12 protein-coding genes are annotated in these 15,795 nt (G+C 66.1%); 4 read left to right on the forward strand and 8 right to left on the reverse strand.

The features are described from left to right. Window positions 1-5: 5 nt before the first annotated feature. The 4 genes from AC13GF_RS04775 to AC13GF_RS04790 all read right to left on the reverse strand — a co-directional run bounded on the left by AC13GF_RS04775 (window position 6) and on the right by AC13GF_RS04790 (window position 3,483). Window positions 6-1,376: a pyridoxal-phosphate dependent enzyme gene (locus AC13GF_RS04775; protein ID WP_295554769.1), complete on the reverse strand. Its 1,371-nt coding sequence runs from the start codon at window positions 1,374-1,376 to the stop codon at window positions 6-8. Between the two features lie 299 nt (window positions 1,377-1,675). Then, window positions 1,676-1,912, reverse strand: coding sequence for an HP1242/YdcH family protein (locus tag AC13GF_RS04780; RefSeq protein ID WP_005407964.1), 237 nt, complete (start codon window positions 1,910-1,912; stop codon window positions 1,676-1,678). A gap of 324 nt (window positions 1,913-2,236) precedes the next feature. After that, window positions 2,237-3,121 (reverse strand): OmpA family protein, encoded by an 885-nt coding sequence (locus tag AC13GF_RS04785; RefSeq protein WP_483003508.1) that lies wholly within the window; start codon window positions 3,119-3,121, stop codon window positions 2,237-2,239. Further along, window positions 3,118-3,483: a DUF4398 domain-containing protein gene (locus AC13GF_RS04790; protein WP_049398394.1), complete on the reverse strand. Its 366-nt coding sequence runs from the start codon at window positions 3,481-3,483 to the stop codon at window positions 3,118-3,120. Before AC13GF_RS04790 ends, AC13GF_RS04785 begins: the two co-directional genes overlap by 4 nt. Before the next feature lie 121 nt (window positions 3,484-3,604). Here AC13GF_RS04790 and AC13GF_RS04795 point away from each other — a divergent pair, with 121 nt between their 5' ends. Beyond that, complete coding sequence (locus AC13GF_RS04795; protein WP_004154068.1) at window positions 3,605-4,732, forward strand: PilT/PilU family type 4a pilus ATPase; 1,128 nt, start codon at window positions 3,605-3,607, stop codon at window positions 4,730-4,732. A 76-nt stretch (window positions 4,733-4,808) separates the two neighbouring features. On the opposite strand, the gene maiA is transcribed toward AC13GF_RS04795, so the two are convergent. Together maiA and AC13GF_RS04805 are read right to left on the reverse strand one after the other, a co-directional pair. Beyond that, a complete protein-coding gene (gene maiA / locus AC13GF_RS04800; protein WP_483003510.1) occupies window positions 4,809-5,477 on the reverse strand; it encodes a maleylacetoacetate isomerase in 669 nt (222 codons plus the stop codon). Between the two features lie 14 nt (window positions 5,478-5,491). Next, window positions 5,492-6,481: a fumarylacetoacetate hydrolase family protein gene (locus AC13GF_RS04805; RefSeq protein WP_483003512.1), complete on the reverse strand. Its 990-nt coding sequence runs from the start codon at window positions 6,479-6,481 to the stop codon at window positions 5,492-5,494. Between the two features lie 872 nt (window positions 6,482-7,353). Between AC13GF_RS04805 and AC13GF_RS04810 the strand changes: the two genes are divergently transcribed. Continuing rightward, window positions 7,354-8,769 (forward strand): DEAD/DEAH box helicase, encoded by a 1,416-nt coding sequence (locus tag AC13GF_RS04810; protein WP_010484086.1) that lies wholly within the window; start codon window positions 7,354-7,356, stop codon window positions 8,767-8,769. Between the two features lie 568 nt (window positions 8,770-9,337). On the opposite strand, the gene AC13GF_RS04815 is transcribed toward AC13GF_RS04810, so the two are convergent. Together AC13GF_RS04815 and AC13GF_RS04820 are read right to left on the reverse strand one after the other, a co-directional pair. Further along, window positions 9,338-11,932, reverse strand: coding sequence for a M14 family metallopeptidase (locus AC13GF_RS04815; protein WP_483003514.1), 2,595 nt, complete (start codon window positions 11,930-11,932; stop codon window positions 9,338-9,340). 74 nt (window positions 11,933-12,006) lie between these two features. Beyond that, the gene (locus AC13GF_RS04820) at window positions 12,007-14,646 is read right to left on the reverse strand and encodes a TonB-dependent receptor plug domain-containing protein (protein WP_483003516.1); all 2,640 of its coding nucleotides are present in this window, start codon (window positions 14,644-14,646) and stop codon (window positions 12,007-12,009) included. 192 nt (window positions 14,647-14,838) lie between these two features. Here AC13GF_RS04820 and queD point away from each other — a divergent pair, with 192 nt between their 5' ends. Next, window positions 14,839-15,201: a 6-carboxytetrahydropterin synthase QueD gene (gene queD / locus AC13GF_RS04825; RefSeq protein ID WP_483003518.1), complete on the forward strand. Its 363-nt coding sequence runs from the start codon at window positions 14,839-14,841 to the stop codon at window positions 15,199-15,201. Between the two features lie 117 nt (window positions 15,202-15,318). Beyond that, window positions 15,319-15,666, forward strand: a complete 348-nt coding sequence (locus tag AC13GF_RS04830) for a phasin family protein (RefSeq protein ID WP_285318500.1) — start codon at window positions 15,319-15,321, stop codon at window positions 15,664-15,666. Window positions 15,667-15,795: the final 129 nt, after the last annotated feature.

Genomic DNA, 15,795 nt, shown 5'->3' on the forward strand with positions numbered 1-15,795 from the left:
GCGGCTTACTGCACGCGACGGCGCAGGTAGTTCAGCAGGTCGATACGGGTGATCAGGCCCAGGAAGGCGTCGCCGTCCATCACGATCGCCACCTGGCCGCGGTCGAACACCGGCAGCAGCGCCTCGATCGGCGACTTCACGTCCAGCCGGTCCAGCTTGCTGACCATCGCGGTGGCGACACTGTCGCGGAAGCGGGCCTCATCGCCATACACGTGCAGCAGCACGTCGCTTTCGTCGACGATGCCGACCAGCTGGTCACCATCCATCACCGGCAGCTGCGACACGTCGTACAGCTTCATGCGCTGGTAGGCCGTGGTCAGCAGGTCGTTCGGGCCGATCACCACGGTGTCGCGCTGGCCGTACGGGCGCAGGATCAGGTCGCGCAGGTCGCCGTGCTGCGGGCGCTGCAGGAAGCCGTTGTCCAGCATCCAGTAGTCGTTGTACATCTTCGACAGGTACTTGTTGCCGGTATCCGGTACCAGCACCAGCACCTTCTTCGGCGTGGTCTGCTCCTTGCAGTACTTCAGGCCGGCGGCCAGCAGGGTGCCGGTGGACGAGCCACCCAGGATGCCTTCCTTGCCCAGCAGTTCGCGTGCGGTGTGGAAGCTCTCGGCGTCGCTGATGGCATAAGCCTTCTTGACGCGGCTGAAATCGGAGATCGACGGCAGGAAGTCCTCGCCGATGCCTTCCACCAGCCAGCTGCCCGACTTGTCGTTCAGATTGCCGTCGTTGATGTACTCGGCCAGGATCGAGCCAACCGGGTCGGCCAGCACCAGCTCGGTCTTCGGCGACAGCTTGGCGAAGGCGCGAGACAGGCCGGTCATGGTGCCGGAACTGCCGCAGCCGAACACGATGGCATCGAGGTCGCCGCCCATCTGCTCGAGGATCTCCGGGCCGGTACCGAATTCATGCGCAGCCGGGTTGTCCGGGTTGCCGAACTGGTTGATGAAGTAGGCGCCCGGGGTCTGCTCGGCGATGGTCTTGGCCAGGTCCTGGTAGTACTCCGGATGGCCCTTGGCCACGTCCGAGCGGGTCAGGCGGACTTCGGCGCCCATCGCCTTCAGGTTGAAGATCTTCTCGCGGCTCATCTTGTCGGGAACAACCAGGATCAGCTTGTAGCCCTTCTGCTGGGCCACCAGAGCGAGGCCCAGGCCGGTGTTGCCGGCCGTGCCCTCGACCAGGGTGGCACCGGGCTTCAGGTCGCCGCGCTGCTCCGCCGCCTCGATCATCGACAGGCCGATGCGATCCTTGATCGATCCGCCCGGGTTGGCGCTCTCCAGCTTCAGGTAGAGCTCGCAGACGCCGGTGTCCAGGCGCTGGGCCTTGACGATCGGGGTCTGGCCGATGAGTTCGAGGACGGAAGAATGGATGGGCATTCGGAGGACTTTCGATTCGCGCCACACTGGGCCGGACCGATGATTATCCGACGGATGGCGATGAAAGTCAGGTCGGCAGGACAGCGGGGTGCCCTTCGCAAAAAGAGATGCGGACGGCCCCGGATCGACGAGGAGACCAGTACCGCCCGCATCGGTGAGTTGTGCCTGCAGGCCAAGGCACCACCGCTTGTGGTGCCTTGGCGCGGCCGCCTCATCGGCGGTGCCGCGATGCCGGGGCAGGAGCGTCCGGCGGGGCCATCGATGGCCGGGTCACGCCGTTCCGGGCGTGACGAGGTGCGTCAAAGCGTGGGGGACGTCGTTGGGAGCGGTGTTTCGTACATTCGCAGAAGTCGTTGCTTGGCCAGCAGCTTCTCGCGCTTCATGCGACCCAGGGTGACATCATCGATCGGGAGTACACCCAACTCCGCGTCCATGCACTTCTTGTTCAACTTGCGGTGCTGGTCATGGAGTGCCCTGAACTCCGGATCACGCGCGCGACGGGCGTCGATCTCGCTCTGGGGCTGATCTTCAAACATGATGGACCTCCTTCGACAGATACACGAACGCCCCGGCCGCAAGGCACGGGGCGTTGTTCATGGAGGAGCGCCGGTCGATGGCCACCTGGACGCCTGCAACGACCTGCGGCACTGGCCTGCGCACGTCGATTCGCTGCGGTTCGCGCCCTGTTTGCATCGGCCCGGCCCTCCCATCGTCCGGTCCGCGGCATTGCGTCCCGGACGATTGACCCTACGCCTGCTCAAGGCGGGGTACAAGACCCCTGCGGCAAAAAGACCGAACCCCGCCGGGGCGGGGTTCAGGCTGAATGCTCATCGCAACGAAAAACAAACAATATCAAGCAATTACGGGGCGACGATGACCTCGGCCGAGCGTGCCCGGGTGGACGCCGCCTTCTTGCCGCTGAGCTGGATCCGGTTGCTGGCGACACCCGCCGCGACCAGGGCATCGCGCAGGGCTTCGGCACGTTTCTGACCGACCCCGTTGGCGCTGTCATAGGCCTCGATCCGCAGGCGGCCCTTCTTGCCGATGTTCAGGTACTCGGCCAGTGCCTTGGCCTGGTTGCGGGCCCCACCGGACAGGCTGGAGGCGCCAGCGGCGAATGCGTCACCATTGAAAGTGAAGACCTCACCTCGGCCATCGAACTTCGAGCCCGGCAGCTTCTGCCCGGACACCAGCTCGGCTTCCTCGCGGGCCAGCTTGGCGGCGTTCTGCTGAGCGGCGCTGAGACGCTGCTGCTGCTTGCCGGCCACGCTGGTCAGGGCGTTCTCGGCGTCCTGGCGGGCCAGGGTCTCGGCCTCGGCGGCCTGGCGCAGGCGCTCGGCCTCCTCGGCCTGCATCTGCGCCTGCATGCGCAGCTGCTCGGCTTCCTGGCGGGCACGGGCGGCATCGCGGCGGCTGGCCTCGATCAGCAGGTCGCTGCGGGTCCGCTCCAGGCGGTCGACCTCGCGCGCGGCCATCGCGGTGCGCACGGCGGTCTCGGCAATCTCCACCCGGCGCTCGGCCAGGTAAGTGGCCAGCTCCTGATCCCGGCGCTTGGCCTTGTCCAGGGTGGCGATGGCCTGCTGGGCCTGCATGCGCTCGAAGGCGCCCAGCTCAGCGGTGTCGGGATTGGCCTGGATGGCCATCAGGCGCTGGCTCAGCTGCGCCACCATCGGGTTGTCGGCGGCCATGGCCAGGGTCGGCAGCGCCAGCAGCGCGGCCAGGGTTGCGGCAGTCATCGGCTTCACCGGCGGTCCTCCCCGGTCGACAGCTGGCGTTGCAGCTGGTTGACCTCGTTGCGGCGCAGCTGCAGCTGCGCGGTGACGGTGGCTTCCTCGCTGCGGGCGCGGGCCAGGTCGGCATCGGCGGCGGCGCGCAGGGCGATCGCCGGGGCGTTCTTGCGCTCGCGGCGGTCGCCGGCGGCACGCTGGGCCTGCTCCAGCCCCTGCCGGGCCAGCCCGATCAGATCCGGGGCGTACTGGTCGGCGTCGGCCTGGGTGGCCTTGTCGACCGCCTGCCGGGCCTGAGCCAGTTCCAGTGCGCCGTCCTGTGCCCAGGCGGGGGCAGACAGTGCGAATGCAAACGCCATCACATACAGGCCATGGCGCATTCGTGCGAAGCTAAGTCGTTTCATTGGGGAGGCCGTACCGGTTGTCGGTTCACGGCCATTGTCGTCAAGCCGACACCGTGCTGGCAACGGGCGTCGGCCGTTTCGTTGGGGAAAATTCGCAATGGATATCGGCTACTTCCTGAAGCTGATGACCGAAAAGAACGCTTCGGACATGTTCCTGACCACCGGAGCACCGGTCTACATCAAGATCGAGGGGAAGCTTTATCCGCTGGGCAACACCGGCCTGCCGCCGGGCATGGTCAAGAAGATCGCCTACTCGCTGATGGACGAAGGCCAGGTGCCACAGTTCGAGCGCGAGCTGGAGCTCAACATGGCCATCGCCCTGCCCGATGCCGGGCGCTTCCGCGTCAACGTGTTCAAGCAGCGGGGCGAAGTCGGCATGGTCATCCGCGCCATCCGCAGCCGCATCCCGAGCATCGAGGAGCTGAACCTTCCGCAGGTGCTGAAGGACGTCATCATGACCCCGCGCGGGCTGGTGCTGGTGGTGGGGTCCACCGGTTCCGGCAAGTCCACCTCGCTGGCGTCGATGATCGACCACCGCAACAGCACCACCACCGGTCACATCCTCACCATCGAGGACCCGATCGAGTACCTGCACAAGCACAAGATGTCGATCGTCAACCAGCGCGAGGTCGGGCTGGACACCCATGCCTTCCACAACGCGCTGAAGAACGCGATGCGTGAAGCGCCGGACGTGATCCTGATCGGCGAGATCCTGGATGCGGAAACGATGGAGGCGGCCATCGCCTTCGCCGAAACCGGCCACCTGTGCCTGGCCACCCTGCACTCCAACAACGCCGACCAGACCATCGAGCGCATCCTCAACTTCTTCCCGGAAAGCGCGCACAAGAACGTGCTGATGAACCTGGCGCTGAACCTGCGCGCGGTGATCAGCCAGCGTCTGGTGAAGAACAAGGAAGGCCGTCGCCTGCCGGCCACCGAGGTGCTGATCAACACGCCGATGATCCGTGACCTGCTGCGCCGCGGCCAGGTGCACGAGATCAAGGCGGCGATGGAAGGCTCGCTGGAAGAAGGCATGGAGAGTTTCGACCAGTGTCTGTTCCGACTGGCCAAGGCCGGGGTGATCGACCAGGAGGAAGCGCTGCGCGCAGCCGACTCGCGCGATGGCCTGGCCCTGAAGTTCCGCCTGTCCGAGGGCAGCAGCGGCGAGCACGACCCGTACGCGGATTTCTCGGCGGGCGCACCCAGCATCACCCACGGCTTCTGACCGCACGAAAAAGGGGACGGAGGGGATTAAGTCGTAAGTGCATAAACGACTTAATCCCCTCCGTCCCCTTTTTCGTTCAGGCGGCGTCGGGCTGGTTTTCCGGGCGCGCGCGGTCGAAGGCGTCCAGTGCCTGGCATGTCGCTTCGATGCGGCGCAGGGTCGGGTACGGCGTCAGGTCCAGGCCGAAGCGGTGTGCGTTGTACAGCTGCGGCAGCAGGCAGAGGTCGGCCAGTCCGGGGCGGTCGCCGTGGCAGAACGTGCCCGTAGCGCTGCTGTTGGCCAACATTGCCTCCATGGCAGCGAAGCCTTCGGCCATCCAGTGCAGGGTCCACTGCGTGCGGGCGTCGGCCGGCACCTGCAGGCTGCGCTCCAGGTACTGCATCACCCGCAGGTTGTTGATCGGATGGATGTCGCAAGCCACCAGCTGGGCCAGCGCACGCACCCGCGCACGGCCGGCGGCGTCGGCCGGCAGCAGCGGCACCTGTGGGAAGCGCTCGTCAAGGTACTCGAGGATCGCCAGCGACTGGGTCAGCGCATGCCCCTCGTGCAGCAGGGTCGGCACCAGTTGCTGCGGGTTGAGCGTGCGGTAGGCGTCGAGGTGCTGCTCGCCACCTTCGCGGACCAGGTGCACCGGCCGCGCCTCCCAGGCCAGGCCCTTCAGCTCCAGGCCGATGCGCACGCGGTAGGCGGCGCTGGATCGCCAGTAGGTGTACAGCACGATGCCGTCGTCGACCGGGATCTCCATCGCCGCCTCCATGCTCAGGGCTTGACCGCCTGTTCGATGCGCTGCTCGATCGCACCGAAGATGCTGTTGCCCGCCGCATCGAGCATCTCGATGCGGACCACGTCGCCGAAGGACATGAACGGCGTGCTCGGCTTGCCGTCGCGCAGGGTCTCCACCACGCGCTGCTCGGCAAAGCACGATGCGCCCTTGCTGGTGTCTTCGTTGGCGATGGTGCCCGAGCCGACGATGGTGCCGGCGCCCAGCGGACGGGTCTTGGCCGCATGCGCGACCAGCTGGGCGAAGTTGAACTGCATGTCCACGCCTGCTTCCGGCGCACCGAACCACTGGCCGTTGATGTGGGTCAGCAGCGGCAGGTGCACCTTGCTGTCCTGCCACGCAGCGCCCAGCTCATCGGGGGTGACGAACACCGGCGACAGCGCCGAACGCGGCTTGGACTGCAGGAAGCCGAAGCCCTTGGCCAGCTCGCCCGGGATCAGGTTGCGCAGCGAGACATCGTTGACCAGGCCGACCAGCTGGATATGGCCCGCAGCCTGTTCCGGGGTGGCCGCCATCGGCACGTCGTCGGTGATCACCACGATCTCCGCTTCCAGGTCGATGCCGTAGTCCTCGCTGACCACCTTGACCGCATCGCGCGGGCCATGGAAACCGGCACTGGTGGCCTGGTACATCAGCGGGTCGGTGTAGAAGCTCTCCGGCACCTCGGCGCCACGGGCGCGGCGCACGCGCTCGACATGCGGCAGGTAGGCGCTGCCATCGACGAACTCATAGGCACGCGGCATCGGCGCGGCCAGTGCCTGCGGGTCGAGGTCGAACACGCCATCGGCATCGCCGGCGTTGAGCGATTCGTACAGGGCGTTCAGGCGCGGCGCGATATGGCTCCAGTCTTCCAGGGCCTGCTGCAGGGTGGCGGCAATGCCGGTGGCGCGCACGCCGTGGCGCAGGTCACGCGAGACGACGATCAGGGTGCCGTCGCGGCCGCCTTCCTTCAAAGAACCAAGCTTCATGGGTGGGTGTCCGGAGTCGTGGGCAAACAAGTTTCAAGTGTAATCAAATCTGCGGCGACGCCAAGCTGCAGCGCGGCATCGGCCCACCCTACCGTAGTGGGGGGTTCGGCAGGGCTTGCAGCCCTGCACCTGCTTCAAGCCAGGGCAACAGCAACAGCGGGCATTCCGTGGGATGGCGGGGCACTGTGGGTTTGCGGGGACGCCGTAAACCCGTCCATGGGGGCTTGGTCGCGGCATCCATGCCGCTCACACCCCGCAAACCCACAGTACCCCGCCTTCGACAGTAGGCCGGTGGCCAGTAGATCCACGCCATGCGTGGATGAATCTCCATTGAAATCGAGTATTTCGACAATTGAACGAAGAGCATCCACGCATGGCGTGGATCTACTGCAGATCGCGGAAAACTGTCGAAGGCGGGGTGGGTCCGGTGGCAGGGGCGTGAGCCGCATGGATGCGGCGACCGAGCTTACATGGACGTACTTGCAGCGTCCCCTGCCACCGGACCCACCCCGCCTACCCACAGGAATCCGGCCTTTGCCGTTGCTTCAGCCTCTGCGGGTGCAGGGCGCAGCCCTGCAGAGAGAACCCCTTACCTGAACAGGCCTTTTTGCGTGAAGTCTCAAACATCGTTTAGACTTGCGGAGTCTGCAGCGGCCGTCCGTTTCCCTCCGGGATCGCCGGCGACCAGGGTCCGCCCTCTTCGCCCGCCCCCACTCCGACGCCGTTCGTCACGCATTCCAGCCTGCGCTTCGTGCCGGCTGCACCCAATTCTCGCAGCGCGGTTCACGGGAACGCTCCGAGTCAGCCGATCAGTTTGATCTGCCCCCGTCTGTCCGTTCGGACAGGCGTTTCTTGTACTTGGAGCAATCTCAATGTCTTTTGAATCGCTGGGCCTGGCGCCCTTCCTGCTGCGTGCGCTTGCCGAGCAGGGCTACGAAAACCCGACCCCGATCCAGCAGCAGGCGATCCCGCTGGCACTGGCCGGTCGCGACCTGCTGGCCGGCGCACAGACCGGTACCGGCAAGACCGCCGCCTTCGGCCTGCCGCTGCTGCAGCACCTGGGCACTGCCTCCCAGGAAGTGCGCAGCGGCCCGCGCAAGCCGCGCGCGCTGATCCTGGCCCCGACCCGCGAGCTGGCCACCCAGGTGCATGACAGCCTGCGCGGCTACAGCAAGTACCTGCGCATCCCCAGCGCATGCATCTACGGCGGCGTCGGCATGGGCAACCAGCTGGACATCCTGCGCCGTGGCGTGGACCTGCTGGTGGCCTGCCCGGGCCGCCTGATCGACCACCTGGAACGCCGCAGCATTGACCTGTCCGGCATTGAACTGCTGGTGCTGGACGAAGCCGACCGCATGCTCGACATGGGCTTCCTGCCGTCGATCAAGCGCATCCTGGCCAAGCTGCCGAAGCAGAACCGCCAGACCCTGCTGTTCTCGGCCACCTTCGAGGACAACATCCGCCAGTTGGCGCTGGAGTTCATGCGCAACCCGGAACAGATCCAGGTGACGCCGAAGAACACCGTGGCCGAAACCATCACCCACCGCGTGCACCCGGTCGATGGCAGCCGCAAGCGTGACCTGCTGCTGCACCTGCTGGCCCAGGACAGCCGCGAGCAGACCCTGGTCTTCGCCCGTACCAAGCACGGCAGCGACAAGCTGGCCACGTTCCTGGAAAAGTCGGGCATCAAGACCGCGGCGATCCACGGCAACAAGAGCCAGGGCCAGCGCCTGCGTGCACTGGGTGACTTCAAGGCCGGCCGGGTGACCGTGCTGGTGGCCACCGACATCGCCGCGCGTGGCATCGACATCAACGAGCTGCCGAAGGTGATCAACTTCGACCTGCCGATGGTGGCCGAGGACTACGTGCACCGCATCGGCCGTACCGGCCGTAACGGTGCCACCGGCCAGGCGATTTCGCTGGTGGCGCAGGACGAAGTGAAGCTGCTGCGTGCGATCACTCGCCTGCTGGGCCGCGACATGGACATCCGCGACGTGCCGGGCTTCGAGCTGCAGACGCCGATCCGCTGGGGCAACAGTGCACCGGGCAAGGCCGAGCACGATACCGGCGAGCGCGCACCGCGCAAGAGCCACGCGCGCCGTCCGCACGGCGATGCACCGCGCCATGCACATGCGGGCCCGAAGAAGGCCGGTGGTGGCCGTCGCGAGGGCGGTGGCAATGGCCAGCAGCGTGCAGGCGCCGGTCAGGGCCAGCGTCGTGGCGGTGGCGGCAATGGTGGCGGCCGTGGCCGCGGCCAGGGTGGCAACGGCGGCGGTCGCGCCGGCTGATTCCAGCTGACATGGATGGTGCTTCCCGCTGCGCGGGGGCTATCGAGGGACGGCGCTGACGCGCCGTCCTTTTTTTGTTGCGGGCTACCGTGGGTGAAAGCACGCGGATGGTTCGACTTGGGGCGGCGCAGGGCGCAGTGGGTGCAAAACACGCCGTAAACCCATCCATGAGGGCTCGATCGCGCCATCCATGGCGCTCACGGTTTTGCACCCACTGCGCCCTGCGCCGCTTCAGAGATCACCAGCGCCTACTTGTCCCGCCGGGTAGCCGGGAGAAGAAAGATCAAATTCAAATTCAAATTCAAATTCAAATTCAAAGGCAAAAGCCGAAGCCGAAGCCGAAGCCGAAGCCGGGAATGCTGCTTTTGCTTTTGCTTTTGCCCTTGCTCCCGCCTTGGGGTCTGATGCGTCCGCGCCCGCAGGAAACTGCCAAGGGGAGGCCGGGCGGGCTGCGCAGGACCGTTGGCGCCATGGATGGCGCCATCGAGCCCCCAAGGACGGGTTTACGGCGTGTCCTGCGCAGCCCGCCCGGCCTCCCACACACGCATCAATCAAGGCGCGCAAACCCTCAACCCCGCGCTTTACTCGGATTCACCAGATTCCCGAAGAAGATCGCGTTGATCAGCAGTCGGTCTGTTCCGTGCCAGTACTTGCGGTGCGCCGGATCATCGGCAAACAGCACCACGTTGCCCTGCCCCTGCGCCGACACCAGCAGCCACGCACTGCCTGCCACCCGCGTACGGTTGCGCTCGGACAGGTAACCGTTCACCCGCGGTGGCGTATCGATGCGCACCACCGTGGAAAACGAGTTCGTACTCGGCTGCAGCGTCACCGTGTTTTCCTTGTTGATCGCCAGCTGCCGGCGCGGCACGCCGAACGCCAGCGGATGGCTGGTATCCACGTCGGCACTGAGGATGTTGCCACTGACCCGCTCGATCGCAGCGATGTCGCGCTGATCGCCGAACGCGCGGCGGCTTTCGTCAGCAGCACCTTCTTCCTTGCCGAGCTTCTCGCCGTCGGCCAGCTTCTGTTCAATCGCCCACTTCGAGGCGCTGCCATAGGTCACCAGCGAACCGCCGGCCTGTACCCAGCGCTTCAGTGCGGCCACCGCCGTGGCATCGACGCCGGTATAGGTGCCGCCGGACAACACGATGGTGGTGTAGCGGTCCAGCGGCACCTTGCCCAGCTGCTGCGGGTCCAGCTTGCTGGCCGGCAGGTGCAGCTGCTGGTCGAGCAGGAACCATGCCGATCCGATTTCAGTGGCGGCCACGCCCTCGCCCATCACCAGCGCAACTGCGGGCTTGCGCAGTGCCTTGACGCCGTCACTGCCGAGGTCGATGCCTTCGCGGCTGCGGCCGCTGGACAGCGCATGCACCTGCACACCTGCCTCGCCCGCGGCCGACGTCACTGCCTCAAGCAGCGCCGCGCCCTGCAGCGATTGCCCGGCAACCGGAATGACCAGGCTGCCGGCGGCGAAGCTGACATCGCCCTGCGCGGTCGCGGTGGTGAACGGCTGGAACGCCGCACGTGCGCTCACTCCCTTGCCCTGCAGCGCAGCCAGCGCGCGCCCGGCGTTGTAGTCGCGCCAGTCGATCGCGTACGCGAATCCGGCCTGGCCGCCCAGTACCGCGCCCTGCTCCGCCGGCAGCGCGGAAACCCGTGCGCCGCCTTCGATGCGACTGCGGCTGCCCGCGAAGGCCACGCCGTAGGCCGGTGCGATTGCATAGCTGGTGCTGCCGTAGAACACATCACCCTTGATCGGCGGCGTCTCGGCAAAGATCGAATGCACCAGGCGGAACTGCGCCTGCTGCACCGGCACCACGTAGGCACTGCCGGCATCGAAACGCTGTCCATCGACAGTGACGGCACGATCCAGCGCGCGCACATCGATGCGATGCAGCAACAACAGTTCCAGCAGGCGACGGGTCAGTGCCGGGTCATGCGCATCACCGAACACGAAACTCTTCACCGGCTGCTGCGCAGCCTGCTTCAGCGCGCTCTGGAAGAACTGCTTCTGCAGGTCGAACAGGCCGCTGCGCTCAGCTACCGCACCACGCACGGTGCCCAGGCCGGTAGCGACCTGGTTGCGGATGGTGAAGGGGAAGGTCAGCAGGCCATTCACCGATTCCTGCACGCGGCCGCGCGAGCTGGCCTGCTCGACGGTAACACCGACAGCACCGTGGAAGTCCGGATAGGTGGAGCCGTACACCGGCGAGAAGTTGTCGAAATTCTCGCCGGTGTAGTACAGCGACCCCAGCGCATCCAGCGCCTGTGCGTGGTACTTGGCCAGGGTTTTGTTGAATTCGTACGACGCCGCGGGAATCAGCGGGCTGTGCATGCTCTTCGGCGAGGGCTCGAAGTAGTAGGTGCTGTCCTTGCCCATTTCGTGGAAGTCGATCTGCACGTTCGGGTACCACTGGTGGAACACCTCCACCTTCGGCCGTGAGTCCTGCTGGGTCAGGGCCAGCCAGTCGCGGTTGAGATCGGTGAAGTAGTGGTTGGTGCGGCCCTGCGGGAACGGCTCGACGTGCTCCTTGTCGGCCGGGTCGGCCGAGGCCGGATCGGAGGCCCACGCGTTGTGCCAGTTGGCGGCGCGATCGCGGCCGTCCGGATTCTGTGCCGGGTCGAACAGCACCACCGCCTGCTGCAGCCACTGCTGGGTTTCGGCACCGCGGTTGGCCACCAGGTAGTACGCCGTCAGCATTGCCGCTTCGGCACTGGAGGTCTCGTTGCCATGCACGCTGTAGCCCAGCCACACCACCACCGGGCTGTCACCGGCGGCGCTGCGCGGCTGCGCCGGATCGGCCAGGGTCGCGTGCTGCTGGCGGATCTGTTCCAGCCGCGCATGATTGCCTGCAGCGGTGACGGTGGCGATCAGCAGCGGGCGGCCTTCATAGCTGCGGCCGATCTCGCGCACGCTGATCTTGTCCGAGCGTTTCGCCAATTCCTGGAAATACGCCACCAGCTGGTCGTGCCGGGTGTAACGGCTGCCGATCGGGTAGCCGAGGAACTGCTCCGGCGTCGGCACCGCTGCATCGAACGCCGCTGCGTCGGCAACCTGCGGGAAGAAGTAGGCACTCTGTGCCTGCGCCGGCTGCGGCGAGGACAGTACGGCGGCGGCGGCAAGCAGCAACGGAAGAACGGCACGGCGATGCAAGGACACGGTGACTCCCCTGGAACACAACGGCAGACAGTCGCGCGGCCGGTCCCTTCAGGTGACCGGCCGCGGCGGATGGATCAGAAGCGGTAATCGAAGCCCAGCGTGAAGTAGCGGCCGCGCAGGTCGTACTGGCTGAAATCGTACGGCGCGCGGATGCCCGGGAACGAGGCGTCGTACGGCGGCGTCTTGTCGGCCAGGTTCTGCACCTTGGCGTACACGGTCAGCTTGTCGATGCCGGTGTAGGCCAGGTAGAGGTCGTACTGGCTGTAGCTGCCGACGCGCTGCTGCACGGCCTTCGCTGCAGTGCTGGCTTCCTGGCGATAGCCGCTGGTGTAGTACCAGGTCACGGCGGCGTTGAAGTCGCCGTACTTCCAGTCCAGCGTGGTGGTGGCCTTGTCCTTGGGCAGGGTCGCGCCCAGGTTGCTGCCGGCGTAGTCCACCAGCGGGCCACCGACCACGGTCGGGCGACGGTAGTCGCGCACGTGGGTGTAGGCGGAGGACACGGTGAAGTCACCCAGTGCCGCGGTCGGGATGCGCTGCCGCAGTTCGACGTCGATGCCCGAGGTCTTCAGCTCGCTCAGGTTCTGGTAGCGGTTGTAGACCGCCTGCAGCTTGCCGCGTTCATCGCGCTGCACGGCACCGGCCACGTTGTCGTTGACCAGGGTCTGGGTGTTGTTGGTGCCGACCAGGTTGTCCAGCTGGATGCGGTAGTAGTCCACGCTCAGGTTGGTGTTGGCCCATGGCGACAGCACCACGCCGAAGTTCACGCTCTTGGTGCGCTCGGGCTTCAGTTCGTTGTTGCCGACGGTGAAGAAGGTCGGGTTCTGGCGCGAGCCCGGCACGTCCGGATCACGCGGATCGACCACGCTGCCGTAGGCGATGCTGGTGCTGTTGGAGTTTTCCGACAGCGACGGTGCGCGGAAGCCCTTCGACGCCGAAGCACGCACCAGCAGGAAGTCGAGCGGCTGCCAGCGCAGGCCGATCTTCGGCGAGAACGCATCGCCGAAATCGTCGTAGTGGTCGGCACGCGCAGCGGCGGACAGCTCCAGCGTCGAGGCCAGCGGTACGTTCACTTCTGCATAGGCGGCACTGACCTGGCGCTGGCCATGCACTTCGGCGATGGCCGGGCGCACCTGCAGGCCGGCATCGATCTGCCACGGGTTGTTGGAATCGAGCTTCTCGCGGCGCCACTCTGCACCGGCCGCGAAGCCGATCTCGCCGGCCCAGGTGTGGCCCAGGCTGCCGGAAATCTTCGCGTCGATGCCCTGCAGCTTGGATTCGGCCGGACGCAGCGTGGCGATGTTGATCGAATCGCGCACCGACTGCGGCGTGGCCGCCGGGTTGAGCAGGTTGTAGCTGCCCGTGGACAGTGCGTTGGCCAGCGCCCAGCGGTTGGCGAAGCCGCCGGACACACTCTCGCGCTCGCTGCTGCGCGCACCGAATGCAGCCACTTCCCAATCCCAGTTCGCGGTGGTGCCGCGCAGGCCGAACACGCCGCGATAGGCGGTGGAGCGGTTGGTCTTGAGCGTGCCGCCGAGGTCGAAGAACGTGTATTCGATCGGGATCGCACGGCCGTACGGGTTGTACGGATTGTTGGCCGGCAGCAGCGACGACACCGGCTCGGCCAGGCCGCTGTCGGCGTTCAATGCAAAGCGGCCGCTCTCCAGGGTGAAGAACGGGCTGCTGCCGAACCACGCGGTGCTCTTGATCTGGCTGTACAGCACTTCGCCGAACGCCTCGACACTGTCATTCAGGCGGAAGGTACCGTTGGCATAGGCCTGGTAGCGCTTGGTCGAGGGGATCAACGTGGTGAACGGTGCCTGGTTGAAACCGCAGGTGTCACCGGCCAGGCCGTCGATCGGTGCGCTGGCAACGCGGGTGGTACCGGTCGGGCAGTTGCCGTTGGCATCGAGCATCGGCACCGACACGCCGTTGACCAAGTAGCGCGCGCCCTTGGCCGACCAGCCGTTCCAGCGGCCACCCGGCGCATCGGTGTAGATGCCGCTCTTGGTCAGGTTGCGTTCGTCCTGGTCCAGGCGCTCGCGGTTGTAGCCCTGCAGGCTGAAGAGGATGTTGTAGCCATCGGTGTCGAGATCACCGAGGCCGCCGACGAACTTCAGGTTCTGCTCGTGCAGGCCGCCCTGGTCGGCACCGCCGAAGCTGCCGCCGATCTCGGCGCCTTCGAAGTTCTGCCGGGTGATGATGTTGACCACGCCGGCCACGGCATCGGAGCCGTACACGGCCGAGGCGCCGTCCTTGAGCACTTCGATGCGCTCGACCGCAACCAGCGGCAGCGCGTTGAGATCGACGAAGGTGTCGGACAGGCCACCGGCCGGGAAGCCGTAGTTGGCCAGGCGGCGGCCGTTGAGCAGCACCAGCGTGTTTTTCTGCGACAGGCCACGCAGGCCGATGCCGGCCGAGCCGGAGGCCCAGCCGTTGTTGGTGGTTTCGTTGCTGGCGTTGCCGGTGTTGGCCGAAATCGAACGCAGCACATCGGCCACGGTGGCCTTGCCGGTCTGTTCCAGCTGCTGGCGGCCGATCACCTGCACCGGGTTGGAGGCCTCGGTATCGGTGCGCTTGATGTTGGAACCGGTGACGCGCACGGCGGCCAGGGTGCTGGCTTCGCCACTGGCGTCGGCGGAGGTTTCGGCGGCGGCAGACAAAGGCGCGGCCAGAGCGACGGCCAGGGCCGCCACGAGCAGGGTGTGCTTGGGCATGACGATGTGGGGGAGGTGGAAAGGGCGACGTAGTTCCGCAGTAGTCCATGCCTGACCGGGGTCCGGCCAATAACATCTCTTCATACGGATATAAGAGAAGCTATCATCTCTTCATCCGGATGGAAAGAGTTACTTCACGAAAGCCCAACATCCGCTCAGGATGACCGGCCACCTGCGGCGTACAATCGCGCCATGGAAATCTTCAAAGTCTTCATGCTCGAGGCGGCGCACCGCCTCCCCAACGTGCCGCCGGGGCACAAGTGCGCGCGCCTGCACGGCCACTCGTTCCGGGTGGAACTGAAGGTCGAGGGCGAGCCGGGTGCGCACACCGGCTGGATCATGGACTTCGGCGACGTGAAGGCGGCCTTCCAGCCGATCTACGACCGCCTGGACCATCACTACCTCAATGACATCCCCGGCCTGGAGAACCCGACCAGCGAGAACCTGGCGGTGTGGATCTGGAACGAACTCAAGCCCAGCCTGCCGGCGCTGAGCGAGATCACCGTGCACGAAACCTGCACATCCGGTTGCCGTTACCGCGGCCCGGCGTCCTGATCAACCCATTGATCTGAAAGGTGTTTCAAAGGCGCCCTGGGCGCCTTTGTTATTTTTGTTGCATTGCCGCATCAACGGCGTATGCTGCATTGCATCAAGCCACTCCCTGATGCCCCCATGGCCGCCGCCTTCAGCGATCGCTTCAGTGATGCCACCCGCCAGCTCGCCGCCGCGGCAACCCGCGCGAACCGGTTGGCATTGGAGAACGCGGAAAGCATGTTCGGCGTGCAGCTGAAGGTGATGGAGCGCAACCTGACCGCGACCGGCGGCTGGCTGGGTGAACTGGCCCGCAGTGACGACGCGGCCGGGATGCTCAACAAGGGCGCACAGCTGTGGCAGGACAACCTGCAGCGGCTGGGCCAGGCCCAGCAGGACGTGGTCGGTCTCGGCCTGCAGGCCGGCAAGGCCTGGTCCGAACTGGTGCAGGGCTACAACGAATCAACGGCGGACGCGAACAACCACTGACGCGACGCAACGCTCATTGCGTGGGTCCCTCCCCCCGCGCAATCCGGACCCGGCAGATCCCTCCCTCTGCCGGGTCTTTTTTTGCCTGGCGTTTGGATACCGAAGTGCGTCTTCGCCCGACGTCTCTGC

This window comes from Stenotrophomonas sp. 22LJNL06-5-1 (assembly GCF_056861455.1).

Excerpts from the sequence above, each read along its gene's own strand:
- AC13GF_RS04775 (WP_295554769.1), bottom strand. The coding sequence starts at position 1,376 with ATGCCCATCCATTCTTCCGTCCTCGAACTCATCGGCCAGACCCCGATC.
- AC13GF_RS04820 (WP_483003516.1), bottom strand. The coding sequence starts at position 14,646 with ATGCCCAAGCACACCCTGCTCGTGGCGGCCCTGGCCGTCGCTCTGGCC.
- maiA (WP_483003510.1), bottom strand. The coding sequence starts at position 5,477 with ATGGAGATCCCGGTCGACGACGGCATCGTGCTGTACACCTACTGGCGA.
- AC13GF_RS04810 (WP_010484086.1), top strand. The coding sequence starts at position 7,354 with ATGTCTTTTGAATCGCTGGGCCTGGCGCCCTTCCTGCTGCGTGCGCTT.
- queD (WP_483003518.1), top strand. The coding sequence starts at position 14,839 with ATGGAAATCTTCAAAGTCTTCATGCTCGAGGCGGCGCACCGCCTCCCC.
- AC13GF_RS04795 (WP_004154068.1), top strand. The coding sequence starts at position 3,605 with ATGGATATCGGCTACTTCCTGAAGCTGATGACCGAAAAGAACGCTTCG.
- AC13GF_RS04805 (WP_483003512.1), bottom strand. The coding sequence starts at position 6,481 with ATGAAGCTTGGTTCTTTGAAGGAAGGCGGCCGCGACGGCACCCTGATC.
- AC13GF_RS04790 (WP_049398394.1), bottom strand. The coding sequence starts at position 3,483 with ATGCGCCATGGCCTGTATGTGATGGCGTTTGCATTCGCACTGTCTGCC.
- AC13GF_RS04830 (WP_285318500.1), top strand. The coding sequence starts at position 15,319 with ATGGCCGCCGCCTTCAGCGATCGCTTCAGTGATGCCACCCGCCAGCTC.
- AC13GF_RS04780 (WP_005407964.1), bottom strand. The coding sequence starts at position 1,912 with ATGTTTGAAGATCAGCCCCAGAGCGAGATCGACGCCCGTCGCGCGCGT.